Source organism: Gordonia mangrovi, assembly GCF_024734075.1.
GTDB classification, from domain to species: domain Bacteria; phylum Actinomycetota; class Actinomycetes; order Mycobacteriales; family Mycobacteriaceae; genus Gordonia; species Gordonia mangrovi.
This window is the reverse complement of record NZ_CP102850.1, coordinates 2519866-2535692: the sequence shown is the minus strand read 5'-3', so window position 1 is coordinate 2535692 and position 15827 is coordinate 2519866. Positions and strand designations below refer to the sequence as shown.

The 15827-nt window shown below is 68.2% G+C and carries 14 protein-coding genes; 6 read left to right on the top strand and 8 right to left on the bottom strand.

The genetic code is table 11. From position 1 onward, the window contains the following. Window positions 1–2: 2 nt before the first annotated feature. Complete coding sequence (locus tag NWF22_RS11490) at window positions 3–2009, bottom strand: aconitate hydratase (protein ID WP_160901826.1); 2007 nt, start codon at window positions 2007–2009, stop codon at window positions 3–5. 138 nt (window positions 2010–2147) lie between these two features. Between NWF22_RS11490 and NWF22_RS11485 the strand changes: the two genes are divergently transcribed. Beyond that, window positions 2148–2777, top strand: a complete 630-nt coding sequence (locus NWF22_RS11485) for an SRPBCC family protein (RefSeq protein WP_160901825.1) — start codon at window positions 2148–2150, stop codon at window positions 2775–2777. An 18-nt stretch (window positions 2778–2795) separates the two neighbouring features. Here the strand turns inward: NWF22_RS11485 and NWF22_RS11480 are convergent, their stop codons facing one another. Next, window positions 2796–3860, bottom strand: coding sequence for a DNA polymerase domain-containing protein (locus NWF22_RS11480; protein ID WP_160901824.1), 1065 nt, complete (start codon window positions 3858–3860; stop codon window positions 2796–2798). Window position 3861: 1 nt separating this feature from the next. Then, complete coding sequence (locus tag NWF22_RS11475) at window positions 3862–4917, bottom strand: ATP-dependent DNA ligase (RefSeq protein ID WP_160901823.1); 1056 nt, start codon at window positions 4915–4917, stop codon at window positions 3862–3864. Between the two features lie 88 nt (window positions 4918–5005). Between NWF22_RS11475 and gluQRS the strand changes: the two genes are divergently transcribed. Then, window positions 5006–5926 carry a tRNA glutamyl-Q(34) synthetase GluQRS gene (gene gluQRS, locus NWF22_RS11470; RefSeq protein WP_202398457.1) on the top strand — a complete coding sequence of 307 codons (921 nt, stop codon included), beginning with the start codon at window positions 5006–5008 and terminating at the stop codon, window positions 5924–5926. 7 nt (window positions 5927–5933) lie between these two features. Here the strand turns inward: gluQRS and NWF22_RS11465 are convergent, their stop codons facing one another. The 4 genes from NWF22_RS11465 to tgt form a co-directional block, all read right to left on the bottom strand. After that, complete coding sequence (locus NWF22_RS11465) at window positions 5934–6944, bottom strand: hemolysin family protein (RefSeq protein ID WP_160901822.1); 1011 nt, start codon at window positions 6942–6944, stop codon at window positions 5934–5936. After that, window positions 6941–8314 carry a hemolysin family protein gene (locus tag NWF22_RS11460; protein WP_160901821.1) on the bottom strand — a complete coding sequence of 458 codons (1374 nt, stop codon included), beginning with the start codon at window positions 8312–8314 and terminating at the stop codon, window positions 6941–6943. Before NWF22_RS11460 ends, NWF22_RS11465 begins: the two co-directional genes overlap by 4 nt. A gap of 198 nt (window positions 8315–8512) precedes the next feature. Then, on the bottom strand, window positions 8513–9202 hold the full coding sequence (locus NWF22_RS11455; RefSeq protein WP_160901820.1) for a GAF and ANTAR domain-containing protein: 690 nt from the start codon (window positions 9200–9202) through the stop codon (window positions 8513–8515). A gap of 227 nt (window positions 9203–9429) precedes the next feature. Beyond that, entirely contained in the window at window positions 9430–10626 is a 1197-nt protein-coding gene (gene tgt, locus NWF22_RS11450; protein WP_233751094.1) for a tRNA guanosine(34) transglycosylase Tgt, read from the bottom strand. 147 nt (window positions 10627–10773) lie between these two features. Between tgt and NWF22_RS11445 the strand changes: the two genes are divergently transcribed. From NWF22_RS11445 to NWF22_RS11435, 3 genes are all read left to right on the top strand, one after another. Next, window positions 10774–11211, top strand: coding sequence for a hypothetical protein (locus NWF22_RS11445; protein ID WP_160901818.1), 438 nt, complete (start codon window positions 10774–10776; stop codon window positions 11209–11211). A gap of 59 nt (window positions 11212–11270) precedes the next feature. Next, entirely contained in the window at window positions 11271–12044 is a 774-nt protein-coding gene (locus tag NWF22_RS11440; RefSeq protein WP_373691995.1) for a MerR family transcriptional regulator, read from the top strand. Window positions 12045–12165: 121 nt separating this feature from the next. Continuing rightward, window positions 12166–13086 (top strand): hypothetical protein, encoded by a 921-nt coding sequence (locus NWF22_RS11435; RefSeq protein ID WP_160901816.1) that lies wholly within the window; start codon window positions 12166–12168, stop codon window positions 13084–13086. A gap of 97 nt (window positions 13087–13183) precedes the next feature. Here NWF22_RS11435 and NWF22_RS11430 read toward each other — a convergent pair whose 3' ends face one another. Further along, window positions 13184–14503, bottom strand: a complete 1320-nt coding sequence (locus tag NWF22_RS11430) for a UDP-N-acetylmuramoyl-tripeptide--D-alanyl-D-alanine ligase (protein WP_160901815.1) — start codon at window positions 14501–14503, stop codon at window positions 13184–13186. Window positions 14504–14597: 94 nt separating this feature from the next. On the opposite strand from NWF22_RS11430, the gene NWF22_RS11425 reads away from it, so the two are divergent. Continuing rightward, the gene (locus NWF22_RS11425) at window positions 14598–15677 is read left to right on the top strand and encodes a D-alanine--D-alanine ligase family protein (protein ID WP_160901814.1); all 1080 of its coding nucleotides are present in this window, start codon (window positions 14598–14600) and stop codon (window positions 15675–15677) included. Window positions 15678–15827: the final 150 nt, after the last annotated feature.

The following is a 15827-nucleotide window of genomic DNA, read 5'->3' as shown; positions in this document are numbered from 1 at the left end:
GCTCAGCTGATCTCGCCGCTGTCCTGCAGCACGGTTTCCTCGGCACGGTGCTCGTCGGAGTGTTCCTCCGCGGCCAGCCGCGAGATCAGACCGCCCGCGAGCACATCGGCGACCTGTCGGGGCGAGAGGCGATGGCGCACCCTGAACGTTTCGTCTTTCGTCACATTGGCGACGGTGAGGGTGTCTGTCGAGCCGATGGTGTCGCGCAGGTTCTCCAGCCGCAGCACGTCGTCCCGGTCGATGCCGTCGTAGTCGGCGGGGTCGGCGAACTCCAGCGCGAGGACGCCGAAGTTGGCGAGGTTCTGCCAGTGGATGCGGGCGAACGACTTCGCGATCGCCACACGCAGCCCGAGATGCCGCGGTGCGATGGCCGCATGTTCCCGCGACGATCCCTGCCCGTAGTTGTCGCCGCCGACGATGATGTGTCCGCCGTCGGCGGCGCGGGCACGGTCCGGGTAGGTCTCGTCGACCTGGGTGAAGCTGAACTCGGCAAGCTTGGGGATGTTGGAGCGCAACGGCAGCGCCCGGGCACCGGCCGGAGAGATCTCGTCGGTGGAGATGTTGTCGCCGACCTTCAGCAGCACCGGTATCTCGATCTCGTCGGGCAACGGGTCGAGCTCCGGCAGGCTGGAGATGTTAGGACCCTTCACCGGTTCGATCGCCGCCGCCTCGGCGGGTGGCGGCGGTTCGACGAGCATCGCCGTGTTGATCGCATGCTGTTTCGGCAGATCGAGTGCCGGATACGCCATGCCGACGTCGGCGGCCCAGTCCCGCGGATCGGTGATCTGCCCGGTCAGCGCCGATGCGGCCGCCGTCTCCGGCGAGCACAGCCACACCGCGTCCTCCTTGGTGCCCGAGCGTCCCGGGAAGTTGCGTGGCATCGTGCGCAACGAGTTCCGCCCGGTCGCGGGCGCCTGACCCATCCCGATGCAGCCCATACATCCGGCCTGATGGATACGCGCCCCACTGATGACGAGCTCGGATGTGGCGCCCATCTTCGTGAGATCGGTGAGGATCTCTCGGGACGTCGGGTTGATGTCGAAGCTCACCTCGGCGGCGCTCTGACGGCCCGCCACCATCGCGGCGGCGATGGCGAAGTCCCGCAGCCCGGGATTGGCGCTCGACCCGATGACGACCTGCGAGATCTCCGCACCGGCGACCTCGCGTACCGGCACTACATTGCCCGGCGACGACGGCTTGGCGATCAGCGGTTGGATCTCACCGAGGTCGATGCTCTCCTCGACGTCGTAACTCGCACCGGGATCGGCGACGAGTTCGGTCCAGTCGTCTTCGCGTCCTTCGGCTGCCAGGAACTGCTGCACCGCGCCGTCACTCGGGAACACCGTGGTGGTGGCACCCAGTTCGGCGCCCATGTTGGCGATCACGTGGCGGTCCATCGCGGTGAGTCCGTCGAGCCCGGGACCGTGATACTCGATGATCCGATTCACCCCACCCTTGACGTCGTGGCGGCGCAACATCTCCAGGATGACGTCTTTGGCCGAACACCATTCGGGCAGTTCGCCTTCCAGGCGGACACCCCAGATCTCCGGCATTCGGATGTTGAGCGGGCGGCCGGCGATCGCGAGGGCCACCTCCAGCCCACCCACGCCGATCGCGAGCATCCCCAGCGACCCGGCCGCCGGGGTGTGCGAGTCGGACCCGACCATCGTCTTGCCGGGTATCCCGAATCGCTGCATGTGGGTGGGATGGGAGACACCGTTGCCGGGTTTGGAGAACCACAGCCCGAAACGGGCGCACGCGGTTCGCAGGTACTCGTGGTCCTCGGCGTTCTTCTCGTCGGTCTGCAGCAGGTTGTGATCGACGTACTGGACGCTGACCTCGGTGCGGGCGCGATCGAGTCCGAGCGCCTCGAGTTCCTGCATCACCAGCGTGCCGGTCGCGTCCTGGGTCAGCGTCTGGTCGATGCGGATCGCGATCTCCTCACCGGGTGTCATCTCACCGGCCTCCAGATGTGCGGCGATGAGTTTGCGGGCGACGTTTTCGGGCATGATGTGCTCCTCCGACACGACTGGGCGATCTCGGGTCCGGACCCATCACCGGGTTACCCAGAACACGTCGCGATGACACCGGCGAATTGGTGCCCTTTGGCCCACGACATCCGCAGCGCAGCGGCGCATGCTGGGGTCATGAACACCGGATGGATCCTCGCCGCGGGCGCTGTGGCTGCCGCCGCCGCGGTGGGCTACCAACGCAACCTCCGGCAGCCGATTCTGAACTGGGGCGCCACCGACGACGAGGTCGCCGCCACGTTGCCGGGCGACGAGTTGTTGCCCGACCCCGACGGCGTGTCGACCCGCGCCATCACCATCCTGGCCCGCCCCGAGTACGTGTATCCGTGGCTGGCACAGATGGGCCCGACCCCGCGCGGCGGGGCCTACACCTACGACTGGATCGAGAATCTCCTCGGCCTGCACATGCACAGCACCGACGTGGTACTCGACGAATTCCAGCACCCACAGATCGGCGACGAGATCGGTCTGGGTCCCAACAAGATGCGGGTGGAGATCGCGGAACAGAATCACGCATTCGCGACGCGCTCGGCCGACGGCAACTGGGTATGGGCGTTCACCCTGATCGACCGCCACGACGGCACGACCCGGCTGATCAGCCGCAACCGTTTCCGCCTGCCCCGGCTGATCGACCGGATCGGGATGCTCCCGATGGAACCGGGCTCACTGATCATGGAACACAAGATGCTGCACGGTATCCGGGATCGGGCCGAGACGCTGGCGGGCACCGGGTCGCACGTCACCTGACTGGTCGCCGGACCGGCGTTACTCTTCGACGCGGTTACCCTTCTCGTCCCAGTGCGCGGCGACCTTCTTGCTGGGCTGCACCCGCGGCGGTTCGCCGGGCATCTTGGGGTAGCTGGGCGGATACGGCATGTCGCCGAGCCCGTTGGCGTCGTCGCGCTGCACCATCTCCAGCAGCGGTTCGATGCCCCGGCGGCGCTCGGCGATGTCGGCCATCGGATCTCCGCGTCGAGCCACCAGATCGGGCACGGTCGCGATGGTGCAGTCGTCGGGGTCAACTTCGGCCAGTTCGTCCCACGTCACCGGCGTGGACACGCGCGCGTTGGGGCTGCGTCGCGCCGAATACGGCGAGGCCATCGTACGGTCGCGCGCATTCTGGTTGAAGTCGATGAAGATCCGTTCGCCGCGTTCCTCTTTCCACCACGAGGTGGTCACCGCGTCGGGGTCGCGTCGTTCCAGTTCACGGGCCAGCGCGATCACCGCACGCCGGGTGGCGATGAAGTCCCATTTCGGTTCGATGGGGACGAACACGTGGATGCCACGACCGCCGGAGGTCTTCGGAAAACCCGTGTAACCCAACTCCTCCAGCAGTGGTTTCAGCCCGTCGATGGCGACGCGTCGCACGTCGTCGAAGTCGGTGCCCGGCTGCGGGTCGAGGTCGATGCGGAGCTGATCGGGGTGGTCGTTGTCGGGGTCGACGGTGGGCCAACTGTGGAAGGTGACGGTGCCGAGGTTGGCGCCCCACACGATGTCGGCGGGGATGGTCGGTTTGATCGCGTCGCCGGTGCGGCCGGAGGGGAACACGATTCGCGTCGACTGCACGTGCTCGGGCCGCTTCTTGGCGATGTGTTTCTGGTAGATCTCGTCGCCGTCGACCCCGTCGGGGAAACGTTGCAGGAACGTCGGCCGGTTGCGCAGGGCGGTCATGATGGCGCCCTGCAGGGCGATGTCGCGGTAGTACCCGACGAGATCGCGTTTGCGGCCACCGTTCTCGCCGAGTTCCGGAAAGTAGATCTTGTCCGGGTTGCTCAGCCGGACGGCGACACCGTCGACGTCGAGTTCCTCCGCGGGAGAACGAGAAGGCATGTCAGGACGTTCCTTCCAGGACGTCGTGCAGGTCGTAGGTGAGTGGCACCTCGAGCTGCTCGTAGGTGCAGCTCTCCGGATCGCGGTCCGGTCGCCAGCGCAGGAACTTCACGGTGTGCCGGAACCGGTGGTTTTCCATCTGGTCGTAGGCCACCTCCACCACCAGCTCGGGCCGGATGGGAATCCACTCGCCGGACTTCTCCGAGCGCCAGCGGGTCGGTTCCCCCGCGGATGGTTTGTCGGGATCCAGGCGCATCGGCTCGAACATCTGCTGCAGCTCGATGCGTTTGGCGTCGGAGAAGGCGCCGGCACCGCCGACCATCCGTAGCTCGCCGTCGGCGTAGAGCCCGAGCAGCATGGAGCCGAGGCCGGTGCCGCTCTTGTGCACGCGGTAGCCGAACACGACGCAGTCGGCGGTGCGCTTGTGTTTGACCTTCACCATCTCCCGTTTGTTCTCGACGTAGGCGCCGGCGAGCCGTTTGGCGACGACGCCGTCGAGCCCGGCGCCCTCGAAGGCGGTGAACCAGTCGGTGGCGACGGCCGCATCGTCGGTCACCCGACTGACCCGTAGTCGGCGGTCGGCGCCACCGGACGGATCGATGGCCCGCAGCAGGGCCTCCCGCCGGACTGCGAACGGCTCGCCCATCACGTCGGCGCGCCCCAGCGCCAGCGCGTCGAACCCGATGAAGATCGCCGGTGTCTTCGCCGCGAGCATGGTGACCCGGGACTCGGCCGGGTGGATGCGCTGGGCCAGCGAGTCCCAGTCCAGTCGGTGCGTGTCGCCGATCAGCGCCGGGACCCCGATCTCCCCGTCCACGACCGCCTTCTCCGGCAGTTCGGCCTTGGCGGCGGCGACCAGTTCAGGGAAGTAGCGGGCCAGATCTTTGCCGCCGCGCGAACCGATCGCCACCTCGTGACCGTCCCGAAAGATCAACGCCCGAAAGCCATCCCACTTGGGTTCGTAGGACCACACCAGATCGCCACCAGGCTGGTCGGGGACCGTCGTGACGGCTTTGGCGAGCATTGGCGCGATCGGCGGCATTACCGGGAGGTCCACGGGTCACATGGTACGGGCCGGCCGGATACGGGCGGGGTGATCGAGGTGATGGGGCCGAGGATGCGGCCCGGTCGGTAGGGTGATCGCGATGGACCTGGGTGCAAGCGCGATGCCGGCGGGACGGTATGCGCCGTCCCCGTCGGGTGACCTGCACGTCGGCAATCTCCGCACCGCGGTGCTGGCATGGTTGTTCGCCCGCACCACCGACCGGGCCTTCTTCATCCGGATGGAGGACCTCGACCGCACCGCAGTGGGCTCCGACCGTCAGCAACTCACCGATCTGGCGGCGCTGGGTCTGGACTGGGACCCGCCGGTGATCTACCAGTCACACCGGCTGCCGTCGTACCGGTCGGTCATCGACGGGCTGCACGAGCAGGGCCGCACCTTCGAGTGTTTCTGCACGCGCCGCGAGATCATGGAGGCGCCGTCGGCGCCGCACGCCCCGCAGGGCGCCTACCCCGGCACCTGCCGCGACCTCACCGAGGCCGGCCGCGCCGAACGACGCAAGACTCGACCACCCGCGATCCGAATCCGCTCCGAGGTGGACCATTTCACCGTCGATGACATCCTGCACGGCCCCTACACCGCGATGGTCGACGACTTCGTCATCCAACGCAACGACGGCACCCCCGCCTACAACCTCGCGGTGGTCGTCGACGACGCCGCCCAAGGCGTCGACCAGGTGGTGCGCGGCGGTGACCTGCTCTCGTCGGCGCCGCGGCAGGCGTACCTCGCCACCCTGCTCGGGCATCGGCCACCCGGCTATGCCCACGTGCCGATGGTGCTCAACGACAAGCGCATTCGGCTCAGCAAGCGCGACGGCGCGGTGACCCTGACCGATCTCGCCGAACACGGTGTCACCGCCGGCCAGGTGCTGTCGCACATCGCACAGTCGCTGTGGCTCGCCGACGACGGCGAGTCGGTGGACCTGCCGTTGCTCGCCGAACGGTTCCGGCCCGACACCCTGCCGAAGGAACCGTGGATTCTGACCGGGGCCGAGTGGCGATAGGCCGGTCTCAGGCAGTCGCCAACAGTCGATCCAGAACGTCGTGCAGGGTCAGCACCCCGGCGACCTCGTCGTCGACCATCACGACGGCCACATGCTGTCGGGTCTCCCGCATCGTGGCCAACGCCCGATGTACGGGCTCGGTAGCCGGAAAGGTCGGCACCGGACGCATCAGGTCGGCTGCACTGGCGTCGGCGCCGGCGGCCAGGCAATCCCGCACGTGGACGACGCCCACGTAGGGTCGGGCCCCGGAGTCGCTGCCCCGCACGAGAAGCCGCCGATGTCCGGTCGCCATCGACATCGCCCGGATCACCGCCGGCGACGCGGTCGCATCCACCGCGCTCACCGCGTCGTCGGTGAGCACGTCTGCGACGGTCAGTCGCTGCAGTTCCAGCGCTCCGGACAGATGTGCGTGATAGCGCTCGTCGAGGGTGCCGACGGTGGCGGAATGCTCGACCAGGTGACGCAGGGCGTCGGCGTCCTGCCCGGCGGCGACCTCGTCGACCGCCTCGACCCCCACCCGGTGCAGACACCAGTTGGCCAGCGCGTTCAGTCGCACGATGAGCGGACGGGTGAGCCACATGAACGCGCGCATCGGCAGGGCCAGCATCGTCGCCGACCGTTCCGGATGCGCGATCGCCCACGATTTCGGCGCCATCTCACCGACAACGAGGTGCAGGAATGTCACCACGATCAGCGCGAGGACGAAGCCGGCGACATCGGCGGACCACGTCGGCATCCCCCACGTCTCGAACAACGGCGTGAGCCAATGATGCACGGCCGGCTTGGTGACGGCGCCGAGTGCGAGCGTGCAGACGGTGATCCCCAGTTGCGAACCCGCCAACAGCACCGATAGCTCCGAGGCGCTGCGCAGCGCGGCGCGCGCCGACCGACTGCCGGCGGCGGCATCTTCGAGCCGGTGCCGTCGGGCGGCGATGAGCGCGAACTCCACGGCGACGAAGAAGGCGCTGGCCGCGATCAATCCGACGGTGACCAGTACGACGATCCACGGATTGCTCATCGCGCACGCTCCTCATCGACGGTCGGGATGGTCAACAGCACCGACGACGGCACATGCCGGCCCACCGACAGCACCGTCAGGGTCGCGATCGCGGGGCGCAGATCGTCGTCGCCGATCGGCACGGGGTCACCGGCCAAGTCGACCTCGATGACGTCGCCGACGGCCGGTAGGCCACCGAATTCGGCGATGACCAGCCCAGCCACGGTCTCGTGGTCCCCCTCGGGTAGGTCGCGGCCGACCACTCGGGACACCTCGTCGAGGTGTGCGTCGCCGCGGATCCGCCAGCCGTCCTCGACGCGGGCGATCGGTCGTGCGACATCCGGATCGTGTTCGTCGTCGATCTCCCCGACGAGTTCCTCGGCGATGTCCTCGACGGTCACCACCCCGGCGAATCCGCCGTACTCGTCGATGACCACCGCCAGTTCGTCGTGGGCGTCGTCGATCTGGGCGAGCACCTCCGGCAGAGGCAGCGAGACCGGCACGATGACGGCCGGTCTGGCGAGGTCGGCGGCCGTGGTGGTGCTGTCAGCGGTGTCGCCGTCAGACCAGACGAGCACGTCGTGCAGGTGGACGACACCGGCCACGTCGGCCCGGTCGTCCACCACGGGATATCTGGTGTGTCCGGCGCTCATCGCCTCGAGGACCGTCGCGGCCGGGTCCGTCGCGCGCAGCACATCGACCCGGGTGCGCGGGATCATGGCGTGCTCGGCGGTGCGGGTGGGGAAGTCGAGGACCCGATCGAGCATCGCCGACAGCTCGGCGGGCAGTTCACCGGCGTCGCGGGATTCGGCGACGATGTGCTCGAGATCGCGCGGGGTGGCCGAATGCTCCACATCGTGGACCGGCTCGATCCGCAGCGCCCGCAGCAGCAGGTTCGATGCGGTGTCGAAGAGGGTGATCAGCCAGCCGAACACGGCCAGGTAGACGGTGGTGGATCGGGCCAGCCACCGCGCCACCGGCTCCGGTCGCGCGATCGCGAGGTTCTTGGGGAACAGCTCGCCGAACACCATCTGCACCACTGTGGAGAAGCCGATGGCGATGACGGTGCCGATGGTGACCCCGAGCGCCACCGGCACACCGATGTCGCCGAGCAGGTCGCCGACGCCGCTGCCGATGAGTGGCTCGGCCACATAGCCGACGAGCAGTCCGGTGACCGTGATGCCCAGTTGGGCTCCGGACAGCATGAACGAGGTGCGACGGGTGACGGTCAGCGCGCGCGCCGCGGCGGCGTCACCGGCTTCGGCGCGAGCCTGCAGCCGCGAGCGATCCACGGCCATGAAGCCGAACTCCTGCGCCACGAAATAGCCGGTCAGGGCGGTGATCAGGAAGACGACCAGGATGCCGGCGAGAATGCCGAGGACGGTCACCATGTGGCCACCGCCGTCGTACGGTCAGGCATCGTCGGGGAGCCGGGTCTTCGAGGTTTCTTGCGTTTCGGTCGGGGGCGCTTGGCGCGACTCATCGGGACTTTCTCACTGGACTTCGGGGCGGTGAGGGCACGGTGCTCGCACCGGCCTCACAGGTGCGCAACGAATGGTACGGCAGTCGAGTTCCTGCTCCTGCGAGGTCTAGGCCGGCTTGGTTTCGGTCACCTGTCGGGCCACGTCGACCAGCGGCGTGTTGGTGTCCTGCGACAGCCGTCGGAGCAGTTCGAACGCAGCCACGGCATCGATCGAGAACCGCTCCATCAGCATGCCCTTGGCCTGACCGATCAGATCACGACTGGCCAATGCGCTGCGGAAGTCGCCCTGCTGACGCGCCCGGTACAGCGCCAACGAGGCATGGGTGGCGTAGACGAGTCCCACCTCCACGGACTCCTCGTCGAACGCGTTCGGTTTGTCGGAGAACAGGTTCAGTGCACCGAGCGCGGCTTGGTGGGTGAACAGCTGGAACGACAGACTCGACCGCGCCGGGGTTTCGGCCAGGGTGCGCGCCGACAGCGCCGGCCACCGCGGATCGGTGGCGATGTCGTCTACCCGGACCATATGGTGCTCGAACGCGGCCTCGACGCACGGCCCCTGACCGGTCTCCTGCTGCAGGCGATCGAGGTGGACCATGATCTCGTCGGTCGGGGCGATCGTCTCGTACGCACGTGCTTTCGGATCGACGAGAAGCACCCCGGCGTGGTCGGTTCCCGGAACATGGTCGACGGCGCCGACGGTGATGGCCTCGATCACAGAATCAGTGGCGGCCCGCTCGGTCTCCGGGATCGCATGCATCGTGCGCACCAGATCGGCGATCGCCTGATGGACACTCATCTGTCATCTCCTCCGGTCCCGTGCCAGCGGCTTCGCACCATCGTCGACGGCGGACACCCGAGTCCACCGTAGTCCGTGGTCGGGGACGTCCGAGTGGCTACCACGAGTGCGGTCCCCGGGGCTACAGCTCCGAACCCCGGGGACCTGGCCCTCGGCGAACTCCGCGGCGCCCGCCCGGGCTTGCTACGCGCCTACCCGCGCCGACGGCCCGCCAAACACCGCCGCGATCAGCTGCGGGCGCCCGCGTAGTAGCGCGCCAGGAACTCGTCGCGGTACGCCGGGTAGGTGCCGTCCTCGATCGACTGCCGGGCCCGGTCGACCATGGTCACGATGAAGGAGACGTTGTGCAGCGTGGCGAGCGTGGCGGCCAGTCCTTCTTTCGCCTTGAACAGGTGATGCAGGTAGGCCCGGCTGTACTGGCTGGTGTAGTTGTCGATCTCGGGATCGAGGGACCGGAAGTCTTTGCGGTACTTGGCATTCGTGATGTTGTAGCGACCGTCGAGTGAGTAGATCGCGCCGTTGCGCGCCACCCGGGTGGGTGACACACAGTCGAAGGTGTCGGCACCGTTCTCGATGGCGGTGAAGATGTCGTCGGGTTCGCTGATGCCGAGCAGGTGCTTGGCGGTGTCCTCGGGCAGTTCCCGGTTGACCCAGCCGACGATGGTGCCCAGGTTGTCCTTCTCCAGCGCCCCGCCGATGCCGTAGCCACCGAAACCGCGTCCCCCGTCGGCCTGGTCCATCGCGCTCATGGTGACCAGATCGCGAGCGGCCTTACGGCGCAGATCCTCGTACTGCGCGCCCTGGATGACCCCCCACAGCGACTGCGGCGGGCGGTGGGTGCGCTCCCGGGAGAGCCGGTTGTGTTCGGCGAGGCAGCGGATCGCCCACAGGCGGGTGCGTTCCAGTGAGTTCTCCTGGTAGCGGCGGGTGTTCATCAAGGTGGTGAGCTCGTCGAAGGCGAAGATGATGTCGGCGCCCAGCTGATGCTGGATCTGCATCGACACCTCCGGGGTGAACCGGTGCGCCGATCCGTCGAGGTGTGATTTGAAGGTGACGCCGTCGTCGTCGACCAGCGACAGTCGTTCCCGCCCCTCGGCGGTGATCTCGTCGTTCTGTTCGCCGGTGACATCCATCGAGATCACCTTCTTGAACCCGGCGCCCAGCGACATCACCTGGAATCCGCCGCTGTCGGTGTAGGTGGGGCCGGGCCAGTTCATGAATGCGCCGAGCCCACCCGCCTCGTCGATGATGTCCGGGCCGGGCTGCAGATAGAGGTGATAGGCGTTCGCGAGCACCGCCTGCGCGCCGAGTTCGCCGACCGACTCGGGCAGTACCGTCTTGACCGTCGCCTTGGTGCCGACCGGCACGAACGCTGGGGTGTGGATGCGTCCGTGCGGGGTGTCGATCACGCCGGTACGACCCATCGAGCCGGGCAGCGAGGTCCCGACGGTGAAGGAATGGTCAGGCGGCAACGGGGTGGAACTCACCGAGGAATTCTCGCAGTTCGACGAGACCGCGCAAAACTCGCCGCTCGTCGGTGATCACCGCCCGCAGTTCGTTACGGTGAAGTCATGCTGCACCACGTCGCACGCCTTTCCGTCGGTTTGACCGCTGTCGCACTGTGCGCGTTCGCGTCCGCGTGCGGCACCGAAGAACAGGCGGCCGACACCACGACCACCACGGTCACCGAGAACCCGTCGGCACCTGTCGTGGCCGGCCCGAGTCCGCGGAGCGCAGCGGCGCCCACCGACGCGCAGCCGACCGACGACCGCGAGTGTGGCACGACGTCGGGCCCTGATGGTGCCCTGCGGGTGCTGATCACCGACGGCGACGTCACCTGCGACGAGGCCATGGCACTCGCCGCACAGTACGGCCCGCTGATCGCGACCGGTCGTAACCAGATGATCGACGGCTGGGACTGTGGGCCCGCCGACGACGATGGCGTGCTGGCGGAATGTGAACGTGACGATGTCGCCGGCGACGACGACGAGATCGACTTCGCCCCCTGACCGGCCGTGACCCCGACTCCCTTGACCCTGACGCAGCGTGAGGCACCACAGTGTCGGGTGTGAGCGATTCGGAGCACGAGTACACGGTCGGCGCCATCGCCCGGCTCGTCGGGATCAGCGTCCGCACGCTGCATCACTACGACCATGTCGGTCTGGTGGTGCCGTCGGGACGCACCGGCGCCGGGTATCGAGTCTACGACGATGTGGATGTCGAACGGCTGCATCAGGTGCTGACCTACCGGCAACTCGGGTTCTCACTGGAGCAGATCGCGACCCTGCTCGACGATCCGACCGTGGATGCGATGGCGCATCTGCGTGATCAGCACGAGTTGCTGACCGACCGGATCGATCGCTTGCGCCGAATGGTCGCCGCTGTGGAGGACATGATGAATGCGAAGAAGAAGGGCATACAGCTGACGGCTGCCGAACAGGCCGAGATCTTCGGTGACGACTGGCCGGGCGAGGAGTACGCGGCCGAGGCCGAGGAACGCTGGGGCGACACCGATGCGTGGCAACAGAGCCGGCAGCGCACCGGCGCGTACTCGAAGGGTGATTGGCAGGAGGTGAAGGCCGACACCGACGCTCTCGAGGCGCGGCTCGCCGAGGCTATGGCTGCCGGCGTCGCGCCGGGCTCACCGGAGGCCAACGCGCTCGCCGAGGAGCACCGGGCATCGATCAACCGGTTCTACGACTGCAGCCACGACATGCAGGTGAACCTGGCGCAGATGTACCTCGCCGACCCCCGGTTCACCGAGCACTACGACGAGCGGGCCGCGGGTCTGGCGCAATACGTGCGCGACGTCATCGTCGCCAACGCCGACCAGCAGCACTGATCGCGAACCGCAGAAACCTCACCGGTCGTCGGGGACCTCTGTAGCGCGGAGGGTCTCTCCCGACAGGTGGGGTTTCTGCACGTCGATGCAACCGTCGGCGGGTCTGCTGCGTCCTATGTTCATGGACTGTTTCGCATCGCTGACGGGTGCGGTCAACCGCGCCGAACTCCTCACTTCGGGTTATGCCGATCACGAGATCCGGGCGGCGCAGCGGGCGGGCACGCTCACCGCGCTTGGCTCGGGCGTGCTCATACCGACCGACCTGCTCGACGGGACGCCCGAACAACGGCATCGTGAACTGGCGCTTGCCTGGACGCGGCGCAGTCCCGGATCGCCGCGGGCACTGGCCGGGTCGTCGGCGGCCGCGGTGCTGGGGCTGCCGGTGTGGGGCCTGGACACCGACCGGGTGACGATGGTCGAGAACGGCACGAAGTCGCGATCGCGAACCACGAGCGTGATGCACGTCGTGGTGGATCGACGTCCCGTGTCGACGGTGACGATCGACGACGTGGCCGTGGTCGCGCCGGCGCGCGTCGTCGTCGACATCGCCCGCACCGCGCCGCGGATTCCGGCGATCGCGGTCGGCGACGCCGCACTGCACGCCGAGCTGTGTACCGTTGACGACCTGGCGAACGAGCTCGATCTCGTCGCCGGTATGACGGGTGCCGCGCAGGCGCGCCGGGTGATCGCCGCACTGGACGGAGCGGCCGAGTCGGTCCTGGAATCCCGAAGTCGCATGGAGATGCTCGACGCCGGACTGCCGACACCGGAGTTGCAGGTGGATCTGTATGACGCAGTGGGCAACTGGGTCGCGCGAGTGGACTTCTATTGGCGGGAACTCGGCGTGGTCGGCGAGAGCGACGGGAAGTCGAAGTACACCGGCGACGACGGGCAGCAGCGGCTGCTCTACGAGAAGGGCCGCAGCGATGCGATCGTGGAACTCGGCAACCGGCTGATCCACTGGGGATGGGAAGACATCGAGCAACGAGAGCCGTGGCTGGCTCGGCTGCGCCGGATGCTGTCGTCGGAGGCCGCGGCGTGACGCGGCCGGCTCGATGGCCACGGACCTCACCTGTGGCGAACGACCTTCCGCGCGACCGCGGTCTGTGACGGCAGGTGAGGTCTTTGGAACGTGCGGGTCAGGCGAGCAGCGCGTGCGCGACTCGTTCGAGGGCGGCGGCGCGACTGGCCTTGATCAGCACCGCGTCACCGGCGGCCAGGTCGGCGCAAGCGGCGACGGCGCTGTCGACGTCCGGGACATGCCGGGCCGACTCGCCGTAGTCGGGGGCGTCGACCGCGATCACCTCGATGCCCAGCTCACGCGCCTGCTCGGCGACCGACTGGTGCGCGGCGGCCGAGCCGGCGCCGAGTTCACCCATCGTCCCGAGTACCGCGACCCGACGGCCTGCGTCGAGCGTCGCCAGCGACCGCAGCGCCGCAGCCATCGAGGTGGGGTTGGCGTTGTAGGCGTCGTTGAGGACGAGCACGCCGGCGGCGGAGGTCGTGAGGTCCATGCGCAGTCCGGACAGACTCGCACCGCGCAGACCGTCGGCCAGCCGCTCGACGGGCACGCCGAACCAGGCCGCAGCGGTGATCGCGGCCAAGGCGTTGGGCACCTGATGCTCACCGCGGGCCCCGAGCGCGATGTCGGCGTCGCCCCACGGTGAGTGGAGCCGGAAAGAAGCCCGGAGCTGGTCGTCGAGCGCCACGCCGGACGCACGGACGTCTGCCGACGATCCGAGCCCGAACGTGAGGACCCCCGCGTCGGTGCGGTCGGCCATCGCCGCGACTCGCTCGTCGTCGGCGTTGAGCACGGCGAGGCCGTCCACCGGGAGTGACTCGACGAGTTCACCCTTGGCGCGCGCGACCGCGTCGATGTCGCCGAACAGTTCGAGGTGGACGCCTTCGACGCGGGTGATGACGCCGACGGTGGGGCGCGCGATGGAGCACAGCAGGTCGATGTGGCCGATGCCGCGGGCGCCCATCTCGACCACCACGGCCTCGGTGTCGGCGGCGGCGTTGGCCAGGGTGAGCGGAAGGCCCAGTTCGTTGTTGAACGACCTCTCACTGGCGGTGGTGCGGAATGTGGTGGCCAGCGCGCCGGCCAGCAGATCCTTGGTGGAGGTCTTGCCCACCGATCCGGTCACGCCGACGACCCGATCGGGCAGCCGGTCGCGGGCCGCGCCGCCGAGGTCGGCCAGCGCGGCGGCGGTGTCGGTGACGGTGATCGCGGGCAGCCCGACATGCGGCAGGCTGCCCTCCGAGCTCAGATAGGCCGCGGCGCCGGCTGCCTGCGCCGACGGGACGAATTCGTGCCCGTCGCGGGCGGCGACGATCGGCACGAACAGTTGCCCGGCCTGCACGCTCCGGGAGTCGATGCCGACGCCGGAGATCTCCACGTCGTCGCCGACCAGCCGCCCGTTGACCGCCGCCGCGATCTCACTCGCCCTGAAGTGCACACCGCAACGCTACAAGGCCCGACGCCGCCTGCCCCACACCCGACAGCAGAAACCCAGACGACCCGAACGACACCGTGGACGTATCGTGTGGGCCATGGCCTCACCCCTGCTGCGTCTGGTCGTCCTCTACGGCGGTGTCTCCGCCGAACACGACGTCTCCTGTGTCACCGCCGCCCATGTGCTGGCCGCCGCGGACCGCAGCAAGTACGACCTGGTCCCGATCGGTATCACCAAGTCGGGGATGTGGCTGCGCAACGACAAGGCCATCGCGGCGCTGGTCGAGGGCAGTGACCTACCGGACCGGCTGGAACCGGCCGGCACCGAGGTGGAACCGCTCGCCGCGATCCGCGGCGAGACCGGCGAGCAGGCAATCACGGTGGTGCTCCCGCTGCTGCACGGCCCGCATGGCGAGGACGGCACCATCCAGGGGATGCTCGAACTGTTCAAGGTGCCCTACGTCGGCGCCGGGGTGTTGTCGTCGGCGCTGTGCATGGACAAGGCGATGGCCAAGATCGTCGCCGAGCAAGCCGGCATCCCGCAGTGCCGGTGGGTGGAGTTCCGCGACGGCATCGACGACCCGAACGACATCGTCGACCGCGCCGTGTCCGAGTTGGGACTGCCGGTATTCGTCAAACCGGCCAACCTGGGTTCGTCGGTCGGCATCACCAAGGCCCACGACGCGGCCGAACTCGACAAGGCCATCGACCTTGCGCTGCGTTACGACGACGTGGTGATCATCGAGGAGGCGGTCACCGCGCGCGAGGTTGAGGTGGCGGTGCTCGGCAATACCGCACCCGAGGCGTCGGTGCCAGGAGAGATCGTGCCGGGCAGCGAGTTCTACGACTATGAGGACAAGTACGTCACCGGCGCGGCGAAGCTGGTGATCCCCGCCGACCTGCCCGCCGACACCACCCGCGAGGTGCGCGATCTGGCCGCGAAGGCGTTCACGGCGTTGCGCTGCGCGGGTATGGCGCGGGTCGATTTCTTCTACGAGGCCGACGGCCGCGGTTGGCTGCTCAACGAGGTCAACACCATCCCCGGATTCACCCCGGCCTCCATGTACCCGAAACTATGGGAGGCCACCGGGATCAGCTATCCCGACCTGATCGATCAGCTCGTCGCGCTGGCGCTCGACAACCACCGGCGGCGGGTCGGGTTCTCCACCGAGCACTGACGGCTGGGCGGCTCGGGCTTGCTCGTGGCAGTGACTGAAATCAGCCATCTCAGCGTCGTCCGAGGGGATATCCCCTCGGAAAGAGCTGAGGGGACCGATTGCAGGAACGATCCTCCCGGCCGGTGGTCGATCGCCGTATGCGGCCGGGCC